Here is a 20,089-nt window from a genome sequence, read left to right as displayed (position 1 = left end):
CTTACTGTACTCTGCCTAATTAGATTATCTTCTTCTCGCTTTACCCATACCATCGCCGTTCTAACCAACTCAAATATAAACATAAAAGCCCCATTTTAACCTCCAACAACCTTAGGGCAATTTGGGGCTAAATTGAGGCTAATTTTAACATTTAACTGTTTTTGAACGTCAATAGAGAGCTAAACCGTCTACTATTTTAGCGCTATTCCCAATCAAGAATGACTTTGCCTGACATACCAGAACGCATCATGTCGAAGCCTTTCTGGAAGTCGTCCACTTTGTAGTGGTGAGTAATGATTGGCGTTAGATCTAGACCTGACTGGATTAGTGAAGCCATCTTGTACCAAGTTTCGAACATTTTACGAACCAAGAAAAAAAGTAATTTAATTTCAATAGCTTGCTATAAAACAACCTCTATTTGGGGCGAATTTGGGGCGATAAATTTAAAACAAAAATCTTAAATGTTAAGCAAAAACCTGACTTATAATGTTGCATTTATGCTGCATAATTAAAACGTTGCTTAACTGAAAAACTCTGTTTTTAACAGTCCTCCCTCTTTCATTGCGGTTAAATTTCAACCAAAAACCTTTACGTCTCATAAATAAGTCTGGTAACATAAACGTTACATAACACTGTGCGGTTAGGTGGGGCATTTATGGTAACGGCAATCTCATTAAAAAAAATCAACATCCAGACTGAGATATATCCACATGATGAAATCGCTCGTTACTTGAATCACCTTACTGCACATCCGCATGTTTTAGACTGCCTTATCGCCTGCATAAGCCCAATAAAAGTCGTTCAATACAGAAGAAAACTCTACCCTGTCGAGTACCTCGATGAACTCCTCTGGCTTCGTTCTCATTATCCAGAAACGCAAATAGTCTCTATCACTGTTGAAGTAGTCAATAGCATCGCTGAAGTTAACCAACATATCTATACACGACTCATCCTTAAACACCTGTCTTCCATAAATAATAAAGATCTCTATGGACTCGAACAAAAACGGAAAGAGCAAATCAACAGTGACTACTCTCCCTTCTTAAACCAAAAACAGTGGGCCCAACTAATAAATTGTGAGCGTAGTTTGCTGCGTCGGCATCATAAGCAATTAACTGAATCACAAGAAATATCTCCAGAAGCACATATCCACTCCGGCGATTTCACGTGGCAAAAAGTGACGCGACAAATACCTTCAAATAACACTAAAAAATGAACGGAAGATTGCTATGTGGTTTCTACAACAATCTAACGTATTTCCAGTCGATTTAACCCAATCAGGAGTCTATCTAGACTTCCTATCTCCAGAGTTTGCAAGCACTCTGCACATAGAACATAGGCGAATAGGTCTCAATTATTTATGGCAACTGTGCCCTACTCCTGCCAGTATTCGCTTTATCGACTCTTATAAGAGCATTATCTATCGCTGGTTAGATATCCATGTTCAACTTACAAATCACCCTAACCAGTTGCAACAGAATCGACTATACCTATTAAAAAATTGCATTGATGAACTATGCCATTGCATGTCTATTAATAATCAAGATATCAGAACTATTCCATGCAATGCTAAGAGGTCTGAACTAAATACACACCTCACCGACTACCCACTCTACAGCACACTGCTTTTTATCCACTCCATACCAGATGAAGGGCAAAAGAATACTTGGCTCTGGCTGCTAGCACGCTTGCAACTCTGCATGGAAAATCTGACTTATGAACAATTATTGGACTTTGATAATGCGAGGCGAACATTATCTCAAGAAGATACCGTCATATTAAGTGACATTAAAGAGCTGTCTCAAATTGAACTGTCAAACTTATGCCGCTCATCCCCTGAACTGCGTAGGTTCAGTCACTATTTTATTTCCCCACCTCACCCAACTCGAAAACGGAAACCATACCACCCATATAAAAGTGACAATGAATACAAAGACAACATGACGACAGCGCTGGGTCAATCAATCACTGTTTGTACCCCTGTAGATAGAGATGGCAATGAAAAAAGTGCTTTTTATGAATTAGACGATCCCACATTCAAAGGCTCACCTTCATTAACCCACGATCAAGCAAAAAGACACTATCAATTTCATCGAGTTGGAGTTGAGAACGCTATTGCTCGGAACAACCAAAAACTGCCAATGAGTATGGCAGCACTAACACCGAGCGAATTGCAATGCTGGCTAACTCATCATTGCCCCGAACTTTTTACGAATCAACTCAATCGGCTTACCGAGGAAGATCGTATTTGTTGGTTTCTATTTTTCTTACGGTTATTGTTAGGGAACATCAAATTCAATCCCATATTATTCAATCAAGCCAATAAACTCGGAGACTCACCAGAAGACACCTCTATTACCTACATCCTTGATAAAAAAGGAGACTGTGCATCCTCACTTCGATTATCTACTCGCCACTTATTCAAGGGTAAGCAAGCCCCACAGGGAGCCAAACAGTATTACTCAAACCAAACTTATATTGAACTCAAACTTCCTTGGCCTTTAGGGACGCTGTTGAATCTGATATTACGAACATTGCCCGCAAATAAGCGACACAACATCTCACTTGATTCGGCGCTTGCTCGATCTGCTAGTGAACAAAATAAATGGCTCTCAACTTTAATAAAAGAAAGCAAACCAACCTTCCCTTTTAAAGTAACCCCAAATGCTCTATTCCATGCCTTTCAGCACTTTTATGCACAATCATTGCCTTCGGTGTGGAGCGACTACTTGAATCAAAATGGCAGCGTACTCATGCACTATGTGAATGTTGAAACATCCGCGTTTTCATCTTTGCTTAATCGGCATTGGTTTCATTTTATAACGCTTGTTGGCGTACCTAATGAGCTTGGATGGTCTTCACAAACAGACAGTGGTTCGACTCTTAATGACACTTTTCATCAGCAGATCGGCAGTGCGATTACTCTCAGAGATACGCTTTTTCGAGACTTATTTGAAGCATTACTCTCACCAATAGAAAGCCAAGATAGACAAATCTCTGACACTGACTGCTCACAACGGATTGGATTGTACTTGCATATTCGCACTGCGGTTGAGCTTGCACTGCGCCCCGTAAAAGCCCCTTACCCCCTCGATAAAAACTGCGCCTGGAGTGCGGGCATCATGGTAGTGCAAGATAAACGAGTACACCATAATGAAGAAAGAAGACTACTTATATTATCTGAAGAGTTATCAGGATTGCTGCAAGACTATCAGAAATTTTCTCAAAATCTCAGGCCTCATTATTGCCCTTCTCACGCCCCCTGTTTGTCTGTGCTGATTGATGACCAGTGGCAAGCGATGTCTCCTCAAGTCATTAGTCGATTAAGTGAGAGATACCTCGCACCAATTGACCCTGGTAGTTTTCGTCACTTATGCGCACATCAAATTATCCAAATAGCATTAGAGCCCCATGGTGATTTTCAACAGAGCGAACTCAATCAGAAAATGAATCACTACAAGCGTGGGCAGAATACTTTAGGCGAATTCTCATTGTGCTCGATAAGTACTTCGGTAGAAGTACAACGGCGAATGCAAAAAAAAGTCAAGCATTACAATGCTGCTAACCATACTCATGGTTTCTGGGCATCAGTAGAAAAATGGGATGTCATTATCACGAACAAAATGCGGCAATATAAACCTAAGGGGGGCGGATGTTAGGTAGTCTAGAAGAGTGGATTTTCAAAATTGACACAGCACTGCCTGATACGGAGCCTTCCGAGCTTAGAGATGCACTCATTATCGTCATTCATCGAGCTTATAAATTGGAATCTCGCCTATTTTACAAAAATGTCGATTTACCGAAACACATTCTTAAAAAACTAGCAAAGCTGCTCACGGCGCAAGCGGAAACTGCACATGAACTGCGCGCCACTAGCCATGTACTTATCACTTTGTATGAGGCTCACCAGCAGCTAAATCCAAATCTATTCAGCCCTACTGTTTCCCTGCCACTTCGAGATGAGAAACCTCTATTTAATGACACCACTCCCCCTATAAGGGTTATCGAGGCATTAAAGGATTGTCTTTTCAACCATCACCCTACATCGAAGGTGTCAGCTGTACCACTTGTCAATATCGAGAGCGCAAGTCTAGGGCATGCGATTTTAACCGTAGCCTATCGCTGTGAATTGAAAACAATGCAGGAGTTAGAGGCGCTCATTATGCTACCGAACGAAGCATGGCAAACAATTATTGGTACTTACCCTATTGTCAGTACATTACTCCCCAATTCAAATCGACGAATCTACGCAGTAGAAGAGGCGATTCTCGCATTAAGACGCGTACAATTGACCATGAACGCACTGCCTTGTTCACGTCAAAAAATACGGCTTAAGGAGAGCTTAATAGACTGGAAAACATTCGCTAAATTCCAGTACCCACAGCACATCGCAACACTTATCGAGGCACTACCCATCGATGCGATGGTACAGAATTTGTCGATACTAGACCGTTCTGAAGGGATAAGTCATTTATGGCAAAATCATCACCCATTAAAACCGCATACCTTCGTAAGAACATTTGCAGGAACGGTAGTTGAGAACCCAGAGCCAAGTAGACCATCACCTAAAGTTTTGCCTACCAGTAGCATTATTTGGAATAACACTCTCACCAGCGAAGATAAATCAAGGTCGAAAAATACTCATCGACAACTTAGGGAAGCACTTGAACAATTTAAAACTCAATCCCCAACTCAAGATCGGAGAAGTGCCGCTGCCAAGTACTGTAAGTCTTCACTAATACGCATACAGAATGAAAGGCACCATTGGACAATTGCACTACCCGTTCACTGGATAACGAGCCTTTTTCTATATGGATCACCTTGGAAGGCCACACTTGCTGTTGACTCACTGCTCACCTATCAATCGGCCATTAGTGTTTTTATTAAGGTCGCAGGATTTGAGGATGGGGTGTTAGATCTGCCACTGCATGAGCTTGAAGCGCGATGCCAATATGGGCTTGATGCATTAAAAAACAACGATAGACAACGTACCGTTATTCGATTCCTAACGTACTGTAGACAATTCGATGACTTTCCTAGGATTGAGGTCGACGCTTTAGAGCTCTCTCATCATGAACAACTAACCCGCGTACATTATATTCCGCCAGCCATGTTTGATGCTTTATGTCGTCGTTATTACCCACCTCATGCCCATAGCCCTCTTCCGATTGTCGTATTTATGCAGCTTTGTTACTACGCAGGGTTAAGAGAAGATGAAGCGCTTTCATTACAAATAATGGACATCGATTTCAATACCGGATTGCTTTATGTTACTGATGCTAAAAAACGAAAGTCAAAAAACGCGCACCGGAAGATCCCATTGGCGCTGATTCCAAATCATGCACTTAAAAGTATCAGCACTTTAATAAACGAGCGTCGTATCATTTTAAGGTCAACACAGGACGAAGATAATACGCTTTTTGATTCATCTTTGTATGCTAATCAAGAGAAGATATTTATCGAGTACCTAAGAGATGAACTCAAAGATCCTGATTTGGTCACACATTCATTACGACACTGTACTGCTAACAATTGGACCTATTTATTGTCGGTCATAGCCTTTAAACCTCCCATTGAACCGAAATTACACTTCAATCAACACGTTCTATTTTCCAGTGAACAGAGAGAAAAAATCAAACAGTCATTCAAAATATGTGGTCAGAGGTTAACACCGTATTTTTCTATACTCAGTTGGGTGAGTAGCCAACTCGGTCATGCGTCGCCTTCAATAACGATTGGAAGCTACCTTCATTTATTAGACTGGGTCTCTATCGTAATCAACGCAAAGCCGCGTCCTGTCACCAAAGCAGCCCTTCGCTATTGGACATCAGACTCAAATTATGGCTTCGAGCGTCAAAAACAGCTATTTCAATCGGAAAACGACAGAAGCCTAACTGGTATTGTTCATCTAGACTCTCTACGCCATTGGGTCAAACACCATTGGGGTGTGAGCACTTATTACGATATTTCGACAACGTTCGTCGACAATGCCCCCCGTATTAGTAGTAATCTCCCATTTTCCGTTTACACGACTGAGCTCGTAAAACTGCATCATCACGCTGACGATAAAGACTGCAACAGTACTTTAATTGCATGGTTACAATCCACTCAGTGCGCTCCTAACGTATTCATCCCCAAAGCTAACGAAGCCAGTGCGTGGTTGACATTATCGTTGCACCTAGACACATGGCACACCAAGCCTCTCAAAAACTTAAACAGAATGAGAAACCGATGCGAAAAATTTCTTCGGTTGCTCAGCCAAAAACGAGACATTACCCAGTATAGAGAGTTACACAACGCTTTGACCATTTACCAATCACTCAACCTGCAACCAATTGCCATCAAGTTGGTCGGGGACGCTCATTCCACATCAATAGATCAGTGGCAAAAGCTAATACAAAAATTTGGTTCGCCTATTTTTGAAATTGAAATCAGTGGGCAACTCACTGCTGCATTGCGTCCTTATCGGCTTAGGTGGCCATTATGGATTCATATTGAACTAATTATCAAACAAATCATTGATTACTTTGATTTTCTCATTTTTGTAAAGGATAAAGGGTACTAATGGAATGTCGCAACAGTCTCGTGTTAGAAGTAGGCGGTAGAATTAAATTATTAGAGTTCATGGTCAGAGCCATTATTGGGACTGACTCCACCCACGTTTATTTTGGTGTATATATTGATGTCCAAAAACAAGTTCTTGAAATCAGCACTCACTTATCCGTTCACTCAGGTCTCTATGCGACTTATCGGTGGCCAATCGTACAATCTACTCTTCTCAAAAACCGCTATTTAGAGGTGCCCGCTCGGGGGTTCGTTTCAATACTTAGTAAGGTAGGCGTTAATGAACCTGTATGGCTGGGACTGCCAGATGAAAATAAAATCTATATTGCAACCTACCAAGAAACTCACCCATCACAAATATCACTTTTTGAGCCACCAGCATATACTCCTAAGATCACGAATAGAACGGGTCCACGTTACAGTATTCAATCTATCGAGCATCGAAAACTCAATGAATATGATTTTCTATTTAATGGCAATGAGTGCTCGTTTAAAGTCGATGCAGCGACGCTCTGCAAAGAGCTCAAATTGATTGAGCTATTGGCTAAAGAAGGAGGCGACATCAAACCGGATAACAACAAATTTAAAAGCTGCGAGCTAATTCTAGAGCCTAAAATAAATGAGTCACATAATTACATCAGTTTGTATTCACGGAAATCTCAATGGTTTGCCAGCCAAGAGCTTGATATACAATGCGATACACAAAATTTCGCCTATAATAACCGACTGGCACACATCAACATATCTGCCCTTAGCAAATTAACGGGTCTGCTAAGTCAGGTTTCAGGCTCAGTTCGGGTTGATATTTGTCAGTCCCACTTATCTTTGTCTAGAGGTCAATGGCAATGTGCTTTTAGACAAACTCAACCCACCTGGGATGGAGCAAGCGTTGCCGAACAATTCCGTTCACTGGACAATGAGTATTTCAACTCATTTAGTACGCACACATTGAAAGAAACCCTGGTAAACCTCAATGTTGCCAACGATGAAAAAAAAGCTCGGTTACATATAGATCAGCACTTTCAATCAGATCTCACGACTCTTAGTCTCTCGCAGGATAATGTACATTCATCTATTGATTACCCAATGCCGATTCCACCCAACACGTTAGCAACACCTATATCTTTGAGCTTATGGTCTTTGGTTTCTGTCTTAAACTATTCTGACGGCGAACTACTCTGGGGCTTTGACATTGACAAAAATCGCGTCATTTTTACAAATAATGAACGTAGAAAGCACTTTGTTTTACTACTAAAAGAAGAATAATGTGTTGATGACACCCGTAACAACGAGCCACTGCGATAACTTTCACTTCTATATTGATGTAAAGTAAGCGCATCATAAAACCCGCATTCTAATCTTTCAGCACGAAAACTAAGATCAACTATCCAACCCAAAGGAGATTTGAAATAGCAAAACGACGCGCTGACCTAGAATGGCAAACACTGTTTGAGCAATATGAAAGCAGCAGTGCGGAGTTTATCCACGTTCTTTGCCAAACGGCGTCAACTCCAATCGAGTAGGAGCAGGCCTCGCGGCCTCCGTTCTCTCACACCACCGTACAAGCGTGGGTCGCATACGCCGGTTCCAAGGTATACCAACATTCGTTGGCTTAGATGAACTGCCTAACTTCAACGCCACTGTGTCTTGCCTCTCTTCGTTAGTTGCAGATCCGTTTCCGACTTCTCCACCTATTCCTAACGTAGCTGTAGGGTTTCTACTCTTTACTGAGACTCCGCACACACTGAGAATTTGTTACCCGTTTATCTAAAACCTTGGTTCAGGCCTTCAGAAGTGGTTCATTGGACTTACAGCCTCGATGTCTTTGTCCGTAAGCGTGTCATGAACCCCGCATTCTAATCTTTCAGCATGAAGAATAAGATCAACTCTCCAACCCAAAGGAGAGTTGAAATGGCAAAACGACGCACCAACCTAGAATGGCAAACACTGTTTGAACAATATGAAAGCAGCAATATTACCCAGCGCGCTTTTTGCGAACAACATGGACTGAGTTTATCCACGTTCTTTACCAAGCGGCGTCAACTCCAAACAGCAAACCAATCGGAATCTGTCGGATTTGTTAAAGCTGAAATCGTTGAAAAGACAACCAAGTATCAGGCGCAGATAGCCACGGCGAACATGACACTTACCATCAATGATGTGGAACTGAGCATTCCTCAAGGTACGCCAGCCACCTATCTTGCTGAACTCATTGGAGCATTGTCATGAAAGGCATGCTCAGCCCGCCAGACATTTACCTTTATCGTGAAAGCGTCGATTTTAGAAAATCCATTAATGGTCTTGCCGCGATTATCGAAAATGACACGGACTTGCCTCTTGGCAGCGGTGCGCTGTTCCTATTTACCAATAAACAGCGCGATAAGATTAAGGTGCTGTACTGGGATAAAACAGGCTTCGCCCTCTGGTACAAACGCCTTGAAAAAGCCAAGTATAAGTGGCCTTCAAAAGAGAACAATCAGGTGTTTACCCTGACACAATTTGAGCTTGATAGACTGCTTTCAGGCTTCACAGCTATCGGCCATGAACCCGTGAAAATAAACTATTTTACAATGAGTCAATCGAGAATAAAGCCTTATTAACCAAGCGTTAACGGCGCGATTTCAGTATAATCAATGCCATGAAAAAGACGCCAAATATCAACCCAGAAAGCCAAAATATTGCCGAGCTACAAGCGATGGTAGCCGCTCTGATGTCGGAGAAAAATGAGTGGAAACAAGAGCGCCAGTTCGCGAAACGCTCGGAGGCATTAAAGCCTTACGATGAATCCCAAAGTGATCTCTTCAACGAAGCGGAATGTGAAGCCGCTAAGGAAGAAGAAGTTGAAGTCACGACGATCACCACAACGAAAAATGTAAACCTCTGCCTAAGACCTTACCTCGTGAGGTTATCGAACTCGATTTAGACGACCATGAAAAGCCGTTCGCTTGCTGCAATCATAACCTGCATAAAATCGGTGAAGACCGTAGCGAGAAGCTTGAGTTCACGCCTGCGGTACTCAAGGTGTTGGAATATGTTCGCCCTAAATACGCTTGCCGCCAGTGCGAGAAAACAAGCGACAGCAGCCGTATCGTTCAGAAACCATCCCCTCAGAGCCTTATTCCTAAAAGCTTCGCCACAGAAAGTTTGTTGGCCAGCATCACTCTTGGTAAGTACCAATACGCAATGCCACTTTATCGCCAAGAATCGCTGCTTACCCAGTCGGGTATCGATCTCTCACGCACTACGATGGCAAGGTGGGTCATCCAAGTCAGCGAGAAGTTCGCCCCGCTGTATGCCGCCTTGAAGGAGCACCTACTTCAACAAGTGGTGGTTCAGGCGGATGAAACGCCGCTCAATGTGCTCAAAGAAGAGAAGCAGTGTTATATGTGGCTATACTGCTCAGGCGCTGACTCGCCCGAAGCGGCACTGCCTAATGTGAAAAATATCGCCTTGTACGACTACCAAAACAGTCGCGCGAGGGCGTGTCCCGTGGACTGTTTAGGTGACTACAACGGTTATCTACAAACCGATGGCTACGCAGCTTATGATGGACTTCATAAAGTCACCAATGTGGGGTGCTTAGCGCATGCTCGTCGCAAGTTCATGGACGCGAAGAAACTTCAAGGTAAAGGTAAGGCTGATAAGGCGCTGGCTAAAACCCAAAAACTCTGCGGGATAGAATCACGCTTAAAAGGTGCGCCTGCCGAAGAGCGAAAAGCAGAGCGTCAAGCGCTTGCCAAGCCGATACTGGATGATCTTTACCAATGGATGACAACCCAGAAGGTGATAGGCTCTAGCCCACTAGGCAAAGCGATAAAGTACACACTCGGGCAATGGCCTAAACTCATTCGTTATATCGACGATGGTCACTTATCTATCGATAATAATCGCGCTGAACGCGCAATTAAACCACTGGTCATTGGCAGGAAAAATTGGCTGTTCTCTAACACTCCAAACGTTGCTGATGCGAGCGCGATGCTTTATAGCATCAGCAACGTTTGGCTCTTATTTTTCTGCTAGATCACTCTCATCGACACGCTCCAGTAACTCCCCCACCGTACAATTTAAGTACTTACAAAGAATATCTAAAGTATCGAAATCAATCCGATTGTTCGTTTCATGGTAAAGGCGAGTAATAGTATTTCTGTTGATTCCAGACGCTCGTACTACATCAGATACTTTTAATTTTTTCGACCCCATAATGGTCGATAAATGGCACTTAATCATAGGGATATCTTCGCTGAATTATCTTTTCATTATACGCAAAATTTCTATCCGAAATCTATTCCTTCAATTTAACCTACCTTTATAGCCATAAAATAACACCCTAGAGAATCAAAAAGAACCTTGACAGCAAATAATCGAGGACTATTATGTACCTCAAGAGGGTTAATAATGACCTTTGGGTGCTAATTTAATTGAGGGGTAGACCAGTGAAGACACTCAATCAATACCAACGTAATGCCGTAATGTACTTACTCGAACAGCAAGAGACCTTTGCCCGCTCTGTCAGTTTCACACCAGTATTCAACATGGGAGTAACTGAGGAGCAAGTTCGCCTACTTGACTATGTATCAAAGGTGCTGTGTAAAGCTCCTTTTTTGACGATTGATGAACTGCTGCACAGTGGCATGAACACAACGAAATTCAATAAGACCATTGGTTGTCTAGACGAGTTCAAGAATTCACTAGGACTCTCAGAATATGGTTTTTCTGACTGGCTAGCTGCTCATGGCGTATGCTATTCACCTGGGCAACAAATCACTATTCCTTACATGATCTACCAGATGTTTTTTGAAGAGATCGAAAAGCAATATAGTAATGGCAACACTCTTATTAACGGTCTTACGGTTGAGCTATCAACCGGTTCTCATTACCCCTCAGTGTCATTATTTAAAACTTCTGATGCCCTGCTCCCAACGACCGACCAAAAAGCACTTCACCTAGCCGGGTTACTACTAACAGATCACTACTTTATCGACAATATCGATGTTGGAAGGTCTTGTCTCACGCTGATCAATAAAGTCGATGGTAGCTATAACCACGTTGAAGTTCGTTGCCTCTCTTCTCATCTATCCCAGTCAACAAGTGGCGGTATTTGCGTCCACGATGATATTCAATTGGGTACTCAATCATGCTCGGACTATTTGATGTATCCACTTTCTAAATTAATTGACAAGCACCACCGTAATTACGCTAAGGCAAGTGAAACAAACCCACAAGGTTATTGTGGCTCAGTTCACTATGTTGAATCCGATAGCATCTTTCCGAACAAATAAATCGGAGGCTTTTATGAACAACACACAAGTAGCCATCATAACGCTTAACAAAGCTGCGGGGCTTATTGGTCTCTCTCCGAAGACATTACGCAACCGAATTCACGAAGGTGTCTATCCATCTACGGTTTTCAAGAAAGTGAATGGCACATGGATGGCCGATATAGAGGAGTGGAACAGATGGCATCGAACTTATCAATAGCTCTACCATCGGGTATTGAGTGTCACGGTTCAACGTTACGAATTGTCTTCTATTACAAAGGTAAGCGTTACCGAGAAGCTCTCGGCTTAAGTCCAACTAAGCAGAACATAAAATTTGCAGCAGGAAAGCGCCAGACTATCTTGCATGAGATGAAGATTGGCACTTTCAATTATGCTCAGCATTTCCCTGATTCTAAGCATGGGTTTGGGAGGCCTAAAGGTCAACAGATCAGCCAACTAGCCGCGCAATACATCGACGAGGTTTCTATAGATGTAAGGCGCTCTACACTACAACGTTATGACTGGGTACTTCGAGATTTCTGCAAGATCTACGGTAGTAACCGCAGTACTGATACCCTATCACCTAGATCATTAGCGCAGTATAAAAGAGAACTTGTTAATGGCCGCAGTGGTAGAACAATTAATCGTAACTTAGTCACGGTGAATGCATTTCTTAAATGGCTTTTCACTATGGAGTATGTACCCCGAGACCTCTCTACTATCCTAGCTCGTGTAAAGGAAAGTGAGCCGAATATCGAGCCATTCTCAATAGAAGAAGTTCATGATGCAATCTCCAACTGCATGCAGTTACAGCACCGAAACATAGTTACCTTGTTTGCTTATACAGGCATTAGAACTGGTGAGCTATGTGCACTAGCATGGGAGGATGTCGACTTTAAAAAGCGCACGCTCCACATCCGCAGATCGACTTATGTAGACCGTGGCATGAAAACAACCAAAACCGATAAAGAGAGACATGTAGATCTATTACCACCAGCCATTGAAGCTTTAAAGTCACAGCTTCTACTTACGGACTCATTTCCAGCGAAAGAGTATGCAGTGGAGTTACCCGGTAAGGCAAAGAGATGTGAACAACTCCATTTTGTGTTCAATCCTAAAGCGGTCCGAGTTCAAAAAGGAAGTGACTATGATTACTACGGGCTTCGTGGCATCGGTCGAATTTGGCGCTCGCTCTGTGATAATGCTGGTATAAAGTACCGCAATCAATATCAACTCCGACACACTTACGCTAGTTGGATGATCACTCATGCAAACATCAATATTAGCTACCTTGCCCAACAAATGGGTCACGCGGATATTACAATGGTTGCGAAGATCTACGGCAAGTGGCTTCAGGAGTCCAACAAGAAAGAATCCGATCGTGTTTGGGTAGAGTTAAGTAAAGTACATAAAACGACTGGTCAGTGATAGCAAATCACTGACCAAGGTCTACCCCTCGATTCACTTATTATCCATTGATGCGCTAATAACTAACGAAACCGAACCTTTTTACCACACAACTCAGTATGCTTGGTTCCTCCAAAACCAACTTTGTTGGCCTTTTAAAACATTGGGGAACAACAAAGATTGATAGTTTGTTCCCTCGACAATAAAGCTCGAAACTTTTCGATGCTTTTTATCGTCGTTTGTCTTTCGTTCTGAGAAGGTTTTGCTTCATTCTTACTTAGGGTCATTACTCGCAACATTCTTGAATCTCATTATTTGATCAAATTTCCTTTATGACTCAATATGCTAATAGTTGGGTAATCGTACAGGCATGCTTGTGTCCATCGATTTCGTAGCGGTTCAGTAACGAGCTAAATTTCCACTTTATCTATAAGGCACTTCAATTGATTGAACAAGCACAAGTTGCGGCAGACATTCTGAAAGAAATGAAAGAACTTGCGGCCAAAATACATCTTTTAGTAAATGGAATGCCACCAGAAGAACTCCTAGGGTACATCTTGTCGGAGGACAATAGTTTGACCATTTCTGTATTAGATTACATGAACGAAAGCTCAATATCTGAAAATTAAGTTTGATCAAAGATGTGTTCCCGAATCGCTTTGTGATCATAAAGAGGACATTCATCAGTTAGATCAAAAAATCTGATAAATCCTTTTTTCATTACATTCTTTTAACTCAAAGATATAACCATCAGGCTTTGCATTGACCTACTAATACGTGAATATTCAAAGTGCAAGGTAAAGCTTGTCTTTGTCGCAACTGATACCAGACCTCTACTTGCGCTAGTACAAGCTTAATTACCTATAACGCCGCTCCCTGGCTAGAATGATTAAGGCTAGCACTAAATCTGCCAGTCAACACTGCAAACCTTAGCCTTTTACTCAACACTAAAGTTTATCAAAATGAGATCGCAGAGTTAGCAAAACTATATGTGATGACTTTTTGATTTAAACGAAGCCGAGGGCATGAAATGGAAAAAACAACCCAGCCAGGAGCCGTCTCCTCAGTACTAAAGGTATTTAATATCGTCTCTGCCTTAGCGGACCAAAAAGAGGCTGGCCTATCTGAGCTCTCAAAGCAATTGAGGATGTCGAAAGCAACGACCTTCCGTTTTTTACAAACGATGACGAGTTTAGGGTTTGTGCAGCAAAATAGGGATGCAGAGAAGTACGAACTAACTTCCAAGCTGTTTGAGCTTGGTTCAAAAGCGCTTGTTCATGTTGATCTTGTCGACGCAGCAAACAAGGAAATGGCGACTGTCTGCAGTGCCTTTAATGAAACCGTTCACCTAGGCGTGATCGATGAAGATGCGATCATTTACCTTCACAAAGTAGATTCAAACTATCACTTTCGAATGCATTCTAGAATCGGGCGACAAGCTCCTCTCTATAGTACCGCAATTGGCAAGATTATCATGAGTTACCTCTCTGAGTCCGAAATCAGGGGGCTACTCTCTCCTGTGGAATTCAAAGCTCACACAGACAAAACACACAAAACTGTAGAGCATCTGCTAGCGGAGCTAGATTGGGTCAAACATCAACATTATGCGGAAGATATTGAAGAGCAAGAGCCAGGGTTACGATGTATTGCAGTGCCAGTTTTTGACCGATTTGGAGAAGCCGCAGCGGCAATTTCAATCTCTTTTCCGACAAATCGATTTGATGAAAAAAGAAAACGCGATTACTTTAGCTCATTGCATCATGCGGCTCGTAACATTTCTAAGAACCTCGGGTATCACCATTACCCAATCTAGCTCTTTGGATTCATCGTGGTCGCGAAACCTGAAGAGCCACTCAGATAAAAAGAGACACTCTCAAATGCAGACTAAAGCGATATTCTATTTACCCACTTATCGAGCCTAGAATAACTGTTGTCCTCGATAACAACATTCGTTGTTTCTCGACCATCTTCCGGACGAAGGACAATACCCCATGTCGTTGTATCTTTCTCGCGTGAGTCGTCTTGCGTGATTCCGTTGATTATATTGTTCGTCACACGATTACTCCCTTGAGCGCCGTTGAGTGCGATACCTTCATATTGCTGCCCATACTTGTTTGTTGGTTTCGGAGAATCAGCAACAATAGAGCCAAGATTATCGATACGATTACTGTCTATCACAACATCATTAGCTCGCTCTACACTAATCGGTCTAACCGAGTTTGACACACTATTTTCAGAAATATGAATGTTGGTTGCAGTCCAACCGTCATACACTCTCTTGATACTCAAACCTACTACGACATCGTTCATGATATTGTTTTGCATCTTGATATTATCAGCGCCTCGTTTGCTCGTGATGCCATCATAAGCTCTTTCAACGTAGTTGTTAACCAGTGTGAAGTGATCTCCATATTCTCCTGATACGCCCCCAGCAGAAACATAGATTGCTGCATCACGAACGCCAAAGAAGCTGCTGTTTCTAATAATTGCTTTTAGTGCCCCCGTCATGAGGATTCCGCTATCTCCACCAGCTAGATAATAAGGGTCAGTGTCATTTTCAGTACCGATAAAAACAATATCTTCAATAAGTAACTCGTTAAGTTTGCTCCTGCCTGAATTTGTCGCACCTCGGATTGAAAGCGCATCTGCTGTCTGCTTTGTTCCCTCTCTTCCCGCAGGGGTTTTGTAGCGAAGTGGAACAACAGTAGAAACCTTGGCTTTTGACATATTGAATGTGCCACCAGTCCAATCAAAGTTCGCTAGCACACTCGCGCCACCACACTCATCCGATTTTGAGGTGTGCGTATCGAAACTAAACATATCACCATCCAACTGCTTTGTAGCAATAAAGCTAGCCTCGCTAGCATCTACTTTAAGATCGTTTCTCAAGTAAACTTTTGTATCTTGACTGATGTAATAAGTACCCGTAAGTACCAGTTCAGTGCCTGTATTGGTGGCTTGTTGGAGCGCAGCTTGAAGTTTGCTTGTATCACCCTTTGGGTTTATCGGCGCTGAAGTACAGTCTTCGGCGGCTACGGTGCTCGATACTAAGCTGAGAATCAAGAGAGATAGGTTTTTTGTTAAATGACTGTGGTTCATAAGTTTGTCTCATCTTATTTAAGTTACTATTTATATGAATATTTTTATTGTCATAGTAGAAAGTAAGGCGTCCGCATCTATCTTACCTAATTAATTGATATAAATAACCACTCAACAAGGTAACTTATTGCCCATAGCAATATCATAATTTGCCCACAAAACTAGAATCCCAGATGTAAAAATAACTATGGTTCGCTGTAAACCCAAAAACCCTTAATGGGAATTAACTCATTAAGGGTTTCAGTATTATCTTATATCTAAACGGTTGCTGAAGATTGAGTTACTTTTGTACTTTCAAGTTTACGTTCAGACCTAACTAACAAGGTACCGATAAGTGCTAGAATTGCTGCGATAAAGACAAACAGCATTCTTCCCCACAAAGGGTTAGGAACGAGAGTCAGACAAAGGATAAAGACAGACGCGATAAGTACCATCTTACCTAGTACAGTGTTTTGCTTATTATCCATCGCAACACTTTCTGGACAATCTTCAACGACAACTTCAGTGTCTACGTTGGTAAAGAATTGTTTAACTTCAGCTTCTCGTTTCGCTGGTAGTCCTTTATAAAAGAACTGTGAGCAAACAAAGAACGGTAGTGTAATCGACATGTGTCCTATCAAGCCTAACGTTACCGACTTCATTTCTGTGTATTCACGAGACGTCAGTGGCTGATCTAAACCTAAAATTGATTGTAGTACTTCCGGTGTTAGAACAATGGCAATAAATCCTGACACACACATACCTACAATAACCGTACCCCAGCCTGCCCAATCAGGTGTTTTTCTGACAAAGAAACACATGATCGACGGAATAAGGATTGGGAAGCCGATTAGCGTACTCACCAACATCGTTAAATCAAACAGACCAAACTGTTTCAATGATGTTAGGAACAACGCTGAAACAATGATGATACCAAATAGAGCCGTCAGCAGTTTACTCACAAAAATGAGGTGTGACTCAGAGTGATTTTTACAGAAATATGGTTGATATACACTCTTGAGAATAATACCTGCATTTCGGTTTAACGCTGAGTCCATCGAAGACATGGTTGCAGCAAACATAGCAGCGAGCATCAATCCAACCATTCCGACGGGCATTTCGCGACTTACAAACATAAAATAGGTCGCGTCGGCGACTTTGTTACCCAAACCATCCAAGCCCCAAGTGCTTGTATCCGGGTAGTGAGCTGCCACATACCAAGCTGGAACAAACCATAGTAGTGGACCGATAAGCATCAAGGTACCAGCTAGAATAGCCGCTTTTCGTGCGTTTTTGGTGTCTTTTGCAGCAATATAACGGTATGAATCCACCATGTTATTCGTACTAAAGAACTGTTTAATAAACATGAAGATAAACCAACCAACAAACAAGTATGCGTGGTTGTATCCGTCACCAATGAATGGCTGCTCAGGAAGGCCTGCATCAAGCAATGGTGTTAAGCCACCAGATTTCCAAATCGCAACAGCACCTGTTACCAACGTCATTGTCGTTAGAATGATCATTTGCATGAAGTCTGATGCGATAACAGCCCAGCTACCACCAACAAGAGACATAAACAACACAACAGAACCGGCAACTACGATTGTTAATTCTAGAGGAAGCCCAATGACTGCACTGCAGAATACCGCAAGTGCGTTGATCCAAATCGCGGCCTGAAGAACACTTAATGGTACGTTAGCCCATGTAAAAACCTGCTCATTCACGGCACCCAATCGCATGCGTACGCCTTCGAGTGGTGTATCCACTCGCATTTGACGCGCTTTTGCAGCAAAAAACAGATAGTTACACAGGTAGCCAAGTGCATTTGCATAAAAAACTGTTGTCGCTACTGCGAATCCACCCGTTAATGCTTTCCCCATGTGGCCAGTAAACGTCATGGCACTAACCGCTGTCATGAATGATGTGGAACCCACCATCCACCACAGCATTTTACCGCCCCCACGAAAATAATCACTTGTGGAGTTACTGAAGGATTTAAATAAGACCCCAATTGCCACAAGGAAGCCAAAGTAAACCAGTACGATTGCTATATCAATCATGTTTCTTCCCTTTCATTTATTTTATTTCAACGTAATTTATTTTAATTTGCCCGTTTTATCCGAACATTAATCACAATCTCATTTGAATAAATAAGTGACATGAAAAATTAGAATAAACAATCTATTCCATTTATTTATGAGCCACAAAAATTTCATTTTGAGAATTAATTTCACCATCAATTAAAACCAACATAGTAAAGTTACAATCTATACTTGCTAAGTTAAATGATAATTTTTGGTAATTTTGAGGGGCGTTGTTGCCTAAATCAATTGAACCTTTTCCAAGTCCTGCGATCTGATCCTTTGTAATGGTTAGAGCGGTGGTGATATGGGTAAAGCTAAAAAGAAGATAACTAACTGGGCGGAGTACAATAAGGCTTTGTGCAAACGTGGTTCGGTTACGTTCTGGATAGATGATTCAGCCGTAGATGCATGGCGATGCAAAACCCATCATGGTAAGCGTGGTAGAGGCTTCCAGTACTCTGATACAGCAATTGAAACTGCCCTGATGATTAAGGGTATATTCTCTCTGCCATTACGTGCTCTTCAAGGCTTTATCGACTCTATCTTTGAGCTAATGGATGTTCCGCTGACCTCTCCCGACTACACCTGTATTAGTAAACGCTCGAAGACGGTTCAGGTCAAATATCGCAATAAATCTAGAGGCGCTATTCGCCATATAGCCATTGATTCCACTGGGCTTAAAGTCTTTGGTGAGGGTGAATGGAAAGTAAAAAAGCACGGTGCAGAAAAACGCAGAACATGGCGTAAGCTGCATTTAGCTGTAGATGTGGATACTCACGAAGCTATTAGCGCGGAAGTCAGCCTTGTAAATGTTGGCGATAGTGAAGTGCTACCGACGTTGCTCAACCCACTACGCAGAAAGGTCACAGCCGTATCTGCAGATGGAGCTTATGACACAAAAAGTTGCCACGAGGCTCTGAAAAATAAAGGCTGTACTCCGTTGATCCCCCCTCGAAAGAATGCAGTACCTTGGGAGGACGGTCACCCCAGAAACGAAGCAGTAACAGCTCTGAAAAATGGGACAATAGCGGAGTGGAAAGCTGAGTCTGGATATCACTATCGTTCAATATCTGAGACCGCGATGTCCCGATACAAGGGACTAACAAGCGGTAAATTGAGTTTGAGATGTTACAACGCTCAAGTGGGTGAAATCATGGCGAACGTCAAGGCTATAAACAAAGTCATAGGACTAGGTATGCCCGTCAGAAACTAACGGATAGTCGTATATGGCATCGTTGTTCTTCAAGATGATTTGATCAACAACGCCCTTAGGTGCAACATTTCATGAGTTAGCCAAACGTAAAGGCGTAACGATAGAAGAGGGGCATTTGATGAAAGATCATGTTCATATGTGCATCAGTGTTCCGCCACAGTATTCAGTATCTAATGTTGTTGGTTATCTCAAAGGCAAGAGCGCTATATCGATAGCTAAGAAGTTTCGAGGCAGGCAGCGAAACTTTAATGGTGAGCACTTCTGGGCTAGGGGGTATTTTGTATCTACAGTCGGTTTGGATGAAGAGACAGTGCTTGAATATATAAGAAATCAAGAACAGGAAGATGAGCAGCGTGATCAATTGAAGTTTGGGATCTAGCGCCTTGGGCGCTTACTGAAGCCCTTAGAGGGCGTCATCCAATAAGCCTCCGGCTCTGCCGGAGGTCATTTAACTTAATATGGTCGTATTGCATGATAGATGATAA

The 20,089-nt window shown here is 42.3% G+C and carries 15 protein-coding genes and 4 pseudogenes; 15 read left to right on the top strand and 4 right to left on the bottom strand.

Annotated elements, in window-relative coordinates; translation table 11 throughout:
* Positions 1–202 precede the first annotated feature (202 nt).
* Positions 203–364: pseudogene (gene tdh / locus OCU36_RS17730) on the bottom strand (L-threonine 3-dehydrogenase); the annotation flags it as partial.
* Positions 365–655: 291 nt separating this feature from the next.
* Here tdh and OCU36_RS17725 point away from each other — a divergent pair.
* The 8 genes and pseudogenes from OCU36_RS17725 to tnpC form a co-directional block, all read left to right on the top strand.
* Positions 656–1,216, top strand: coding sequence for a hypothetical protein (locus tag OCU36_RS17725; protein ID WP_261839827.1), 561 nt, complete (start codon positions 656–658; stop codon positions 1,214–1,216).
* Positions 1,217–1,229: 13 nt separating this feature from the next.
* The gene (locus OCU36_RS17720; RefSeq protein ID WP_261839826.1) at positions 1,230–3,659 is read left to right on the top strand and encodes a hypothetical protein; all 2,430 of its coding nucleotides are present in this window, start codon (positions 1,230–1,232) and stop codon (positions 3,657–3,659) included.
* Positions 3,653–6,565, top strand: coding sequence for a site-specific integrase (locus tag OCU36_RS17715; protein WP_261839825.1), 2,913 nt, complete (start codon positions 3,653–3,655; stop codon positions 6,563–6,565). The genes OCU36_RS17720 and OCU36_RS17715 overlap by 7 nt, the downstream gene beginning before the upstream one ends.
* Positions 6,565–7,830 carry a hypothetical protein gene (locus OCU36_RS17710; protein WP_261839824.1) on the top strand — a complete coding sequence of 422 codons (1,266 nt, stop codon included), beginning with the start codon at positions 6,565–6,567 and terminating at the stop codon, positions 7,828–7,830. Before OCU36_RS17715 ends, OCU36_RS17710 begins: the two co-directional genes overlap by 1 nt.
* A 143-nt stretch (positions 7,831–7,973) precedes the next feature.
* Positions 7,974–8,082, top strand: a pseudogene (locus tag OCU36_RS17705) (IS66 family insertion sequence element accessory protein TnpA); the annotation flags it as partial.
* Positions 8,083–8,475: 393 nt separating this feature from the next.
* Positions 8,476–8,793 (top strand): IS66 family insertion sequence element accessory protein TnpA, encoded by a 318-nt coding sequence (tnpA, locus tag OCU36_RS17700; protein ID WP_261839823.1) that lies wholly within the window; start codon positions 8,476–8,478, stop codon positions 8,791–8,793.
* Entirely contained in the window at positions 8,790–9,164 is a 375-nt protein-coding gene (gene tnpB, locus OCU36_RS17695; protein WP_261839822.1) for an IS66 family insertion sequence element accessory protein TnpB, read from the top strand. Before tnpA (OCU36_RS17700) ends, tnpB begins: the two co-directional genes overlap by 4 nt.
* 38 nt (positions 9,165–9,202) lie before the next feature.
* Positions 9,203–10,554: pseudogene (gene tnpC, locus OCU36_RS17690) on the top strand (IS66 family transposase); the annotation flags it as partial.
* 15 nt (positions 10,555–10,569) lie between these two features.
* On the opposite strand, the gene OCU36_RS17685 reads toward tnpC, so the two are convergent.
* Positions 10,570–10,791 carry a helix-turn-helix domain-containing protein gene (locus OCU36_RS17685; RefSeq protein ID WP_261839821.1) on the bottom strand — a complete coding sequence of 74 codons (222 nt, stop codon included), beginning with the start codon at positions 10,789–10,791 and terminating at the stop codon, positions 10,570–10,572.
* A 206-nt stretch (positions 10,792–10,997) separates the two neighbouring features.
* On the opposite strand from OCU36_RS17685, the gene OCU36_RS17680 reads away from it, so the two are divergent.
* From OCU36_RS17680 to kdgR, 5 genes are all read left to right on the top strand, one after another.
* Positions 10,998–11,843: a hypothetical protein gene (locus OCU36_RS17680; RefSeq protein WP_261839820.1), complete on the top strand. Its 846-nt coding sequence runs from the start codon at positions 10,998–11,000 to the stop codon at positions 11,841–11,843.
* A 13-nt stretch (positions 11,844–11,856) separates the two neighbouring features.
* Complete coding sequence (locus OCU36_RS17675) at positions 11,857–12,042, top strand: helix-turn-helix transcriptional regulator (RefSeq protein ID WP_261839819.1); 186 nt, start codon at positions 11,857–11,859, stop codon at positions 12,040–12,042.
* Positions 12,021–13,250, top strand: a complete 1,230-nt coding sequence (locus OCU36_RS17670; protein ID WP_261839818.1) for an Arm DNA-binding domain-containing protein — start codon at positions 12,021–12,023, stop codon at positions 13,248–13,250. The genes OCU36_RS17675 and OCU36_RS17670 overlap by 22 nt, the downstream gene beginning before the upstream one ends.
* A gap of 422 nt (positions 13,251–13,672) precedes the next feature.
* Positions 13,673–13,858 carry a hypothetical protein gene (locus OCU36_RS17665; RefSeq protein ID WP_065677818.1) on the top strand — a complete coding sequence of 62 codons (186 nt, stop codon included), beginning with the start codon at positions 13,673–13,675 and terminating at the stop codon, positions 13,856–13,858.
* Positions 13,859–14,259: 401 nt separating this feature from the next.
* A complete protein-coding gene (gene kdgR / locus OCU36_RS17660; protein WP_261839817.1) occupies positions 14,260–15,042 on the top strand; it encodes a DNA-binding transcriptional regulator KdgR in 783 nt (260 codons plus the stop codon).
* Between the two features lie 71 nt (positions 15,043–15,113).
* On the opposite strand, the gene OCU36_RS17655 is transcribed toward kdgR, so the two are convergent.
* Both OCU36_RS17655 and OCU36_RS17650 read right to left on the bottom strand, forming a co-directional pair.
* Positions 15,114–16,328 (bottom strand): right-handed parallel beta-helix repeat-containing protein, encoded by a 1,215-nt coding sequence (locus OCU36_RS17655; protein ID WP_261839816.1) that lies wholly within the window; start codon positions 16,326–16,328, stop codon positions 15,114–15,116.
* A gap of 257 nt (positions 16,329–16,585) precedes the next feature.
* A complete protein-coding gene (locus tag OCU36_RS17650; protein ID WP_261839815.1) occupies positions 16,586–18,367 on the bottom strand; it encodes a sodium:solute symporter family transporter in 1,782 nt (593 codons plus the stop codon).
* A gap of 328 nt (positions 18,368–18,695) precedes the next feature.
* Between OCU36_RS17650 and OCU36_RS17645 the strand changes: the two genes are divergently transcribed.
* Positions 18,696–19,604: an IS5 family transposase gene (locus tag OCU36_RS17645; protein WP_261839814.1), complete on the top strand. Its 909-nt coding sequence runs from the start codon at positions 18,696–18,698 to the stop codon at positions 19,602–19,604.
* Between the two features lie 55 nt (positions 19,605–19,659).
* Positions 19,660–19,983: pseudogene (gene tnpA / locus OCU36_RS17640) on the top strand (IS200/IS605 family transposase); the annotation flags it as partial.
* Between the last annotated feature and the right edge of the window lie 106 nt (positions 19,984–20,089).

Origin of the sequence: Vibrio artabrorum (assembly GCF_024347295.1) — a bacterium.
Lineage (GTDB): Bacteria > Pseudomonadota > Gammaproteobacteria > Enterobacterales > Vibrionaceae > Vibrio > Vibrio artabrorum.
Note: the sequence above shows the minus strand (reverse complement) of the source record. Positions and strands in the feature narration are given on the sequence as shown.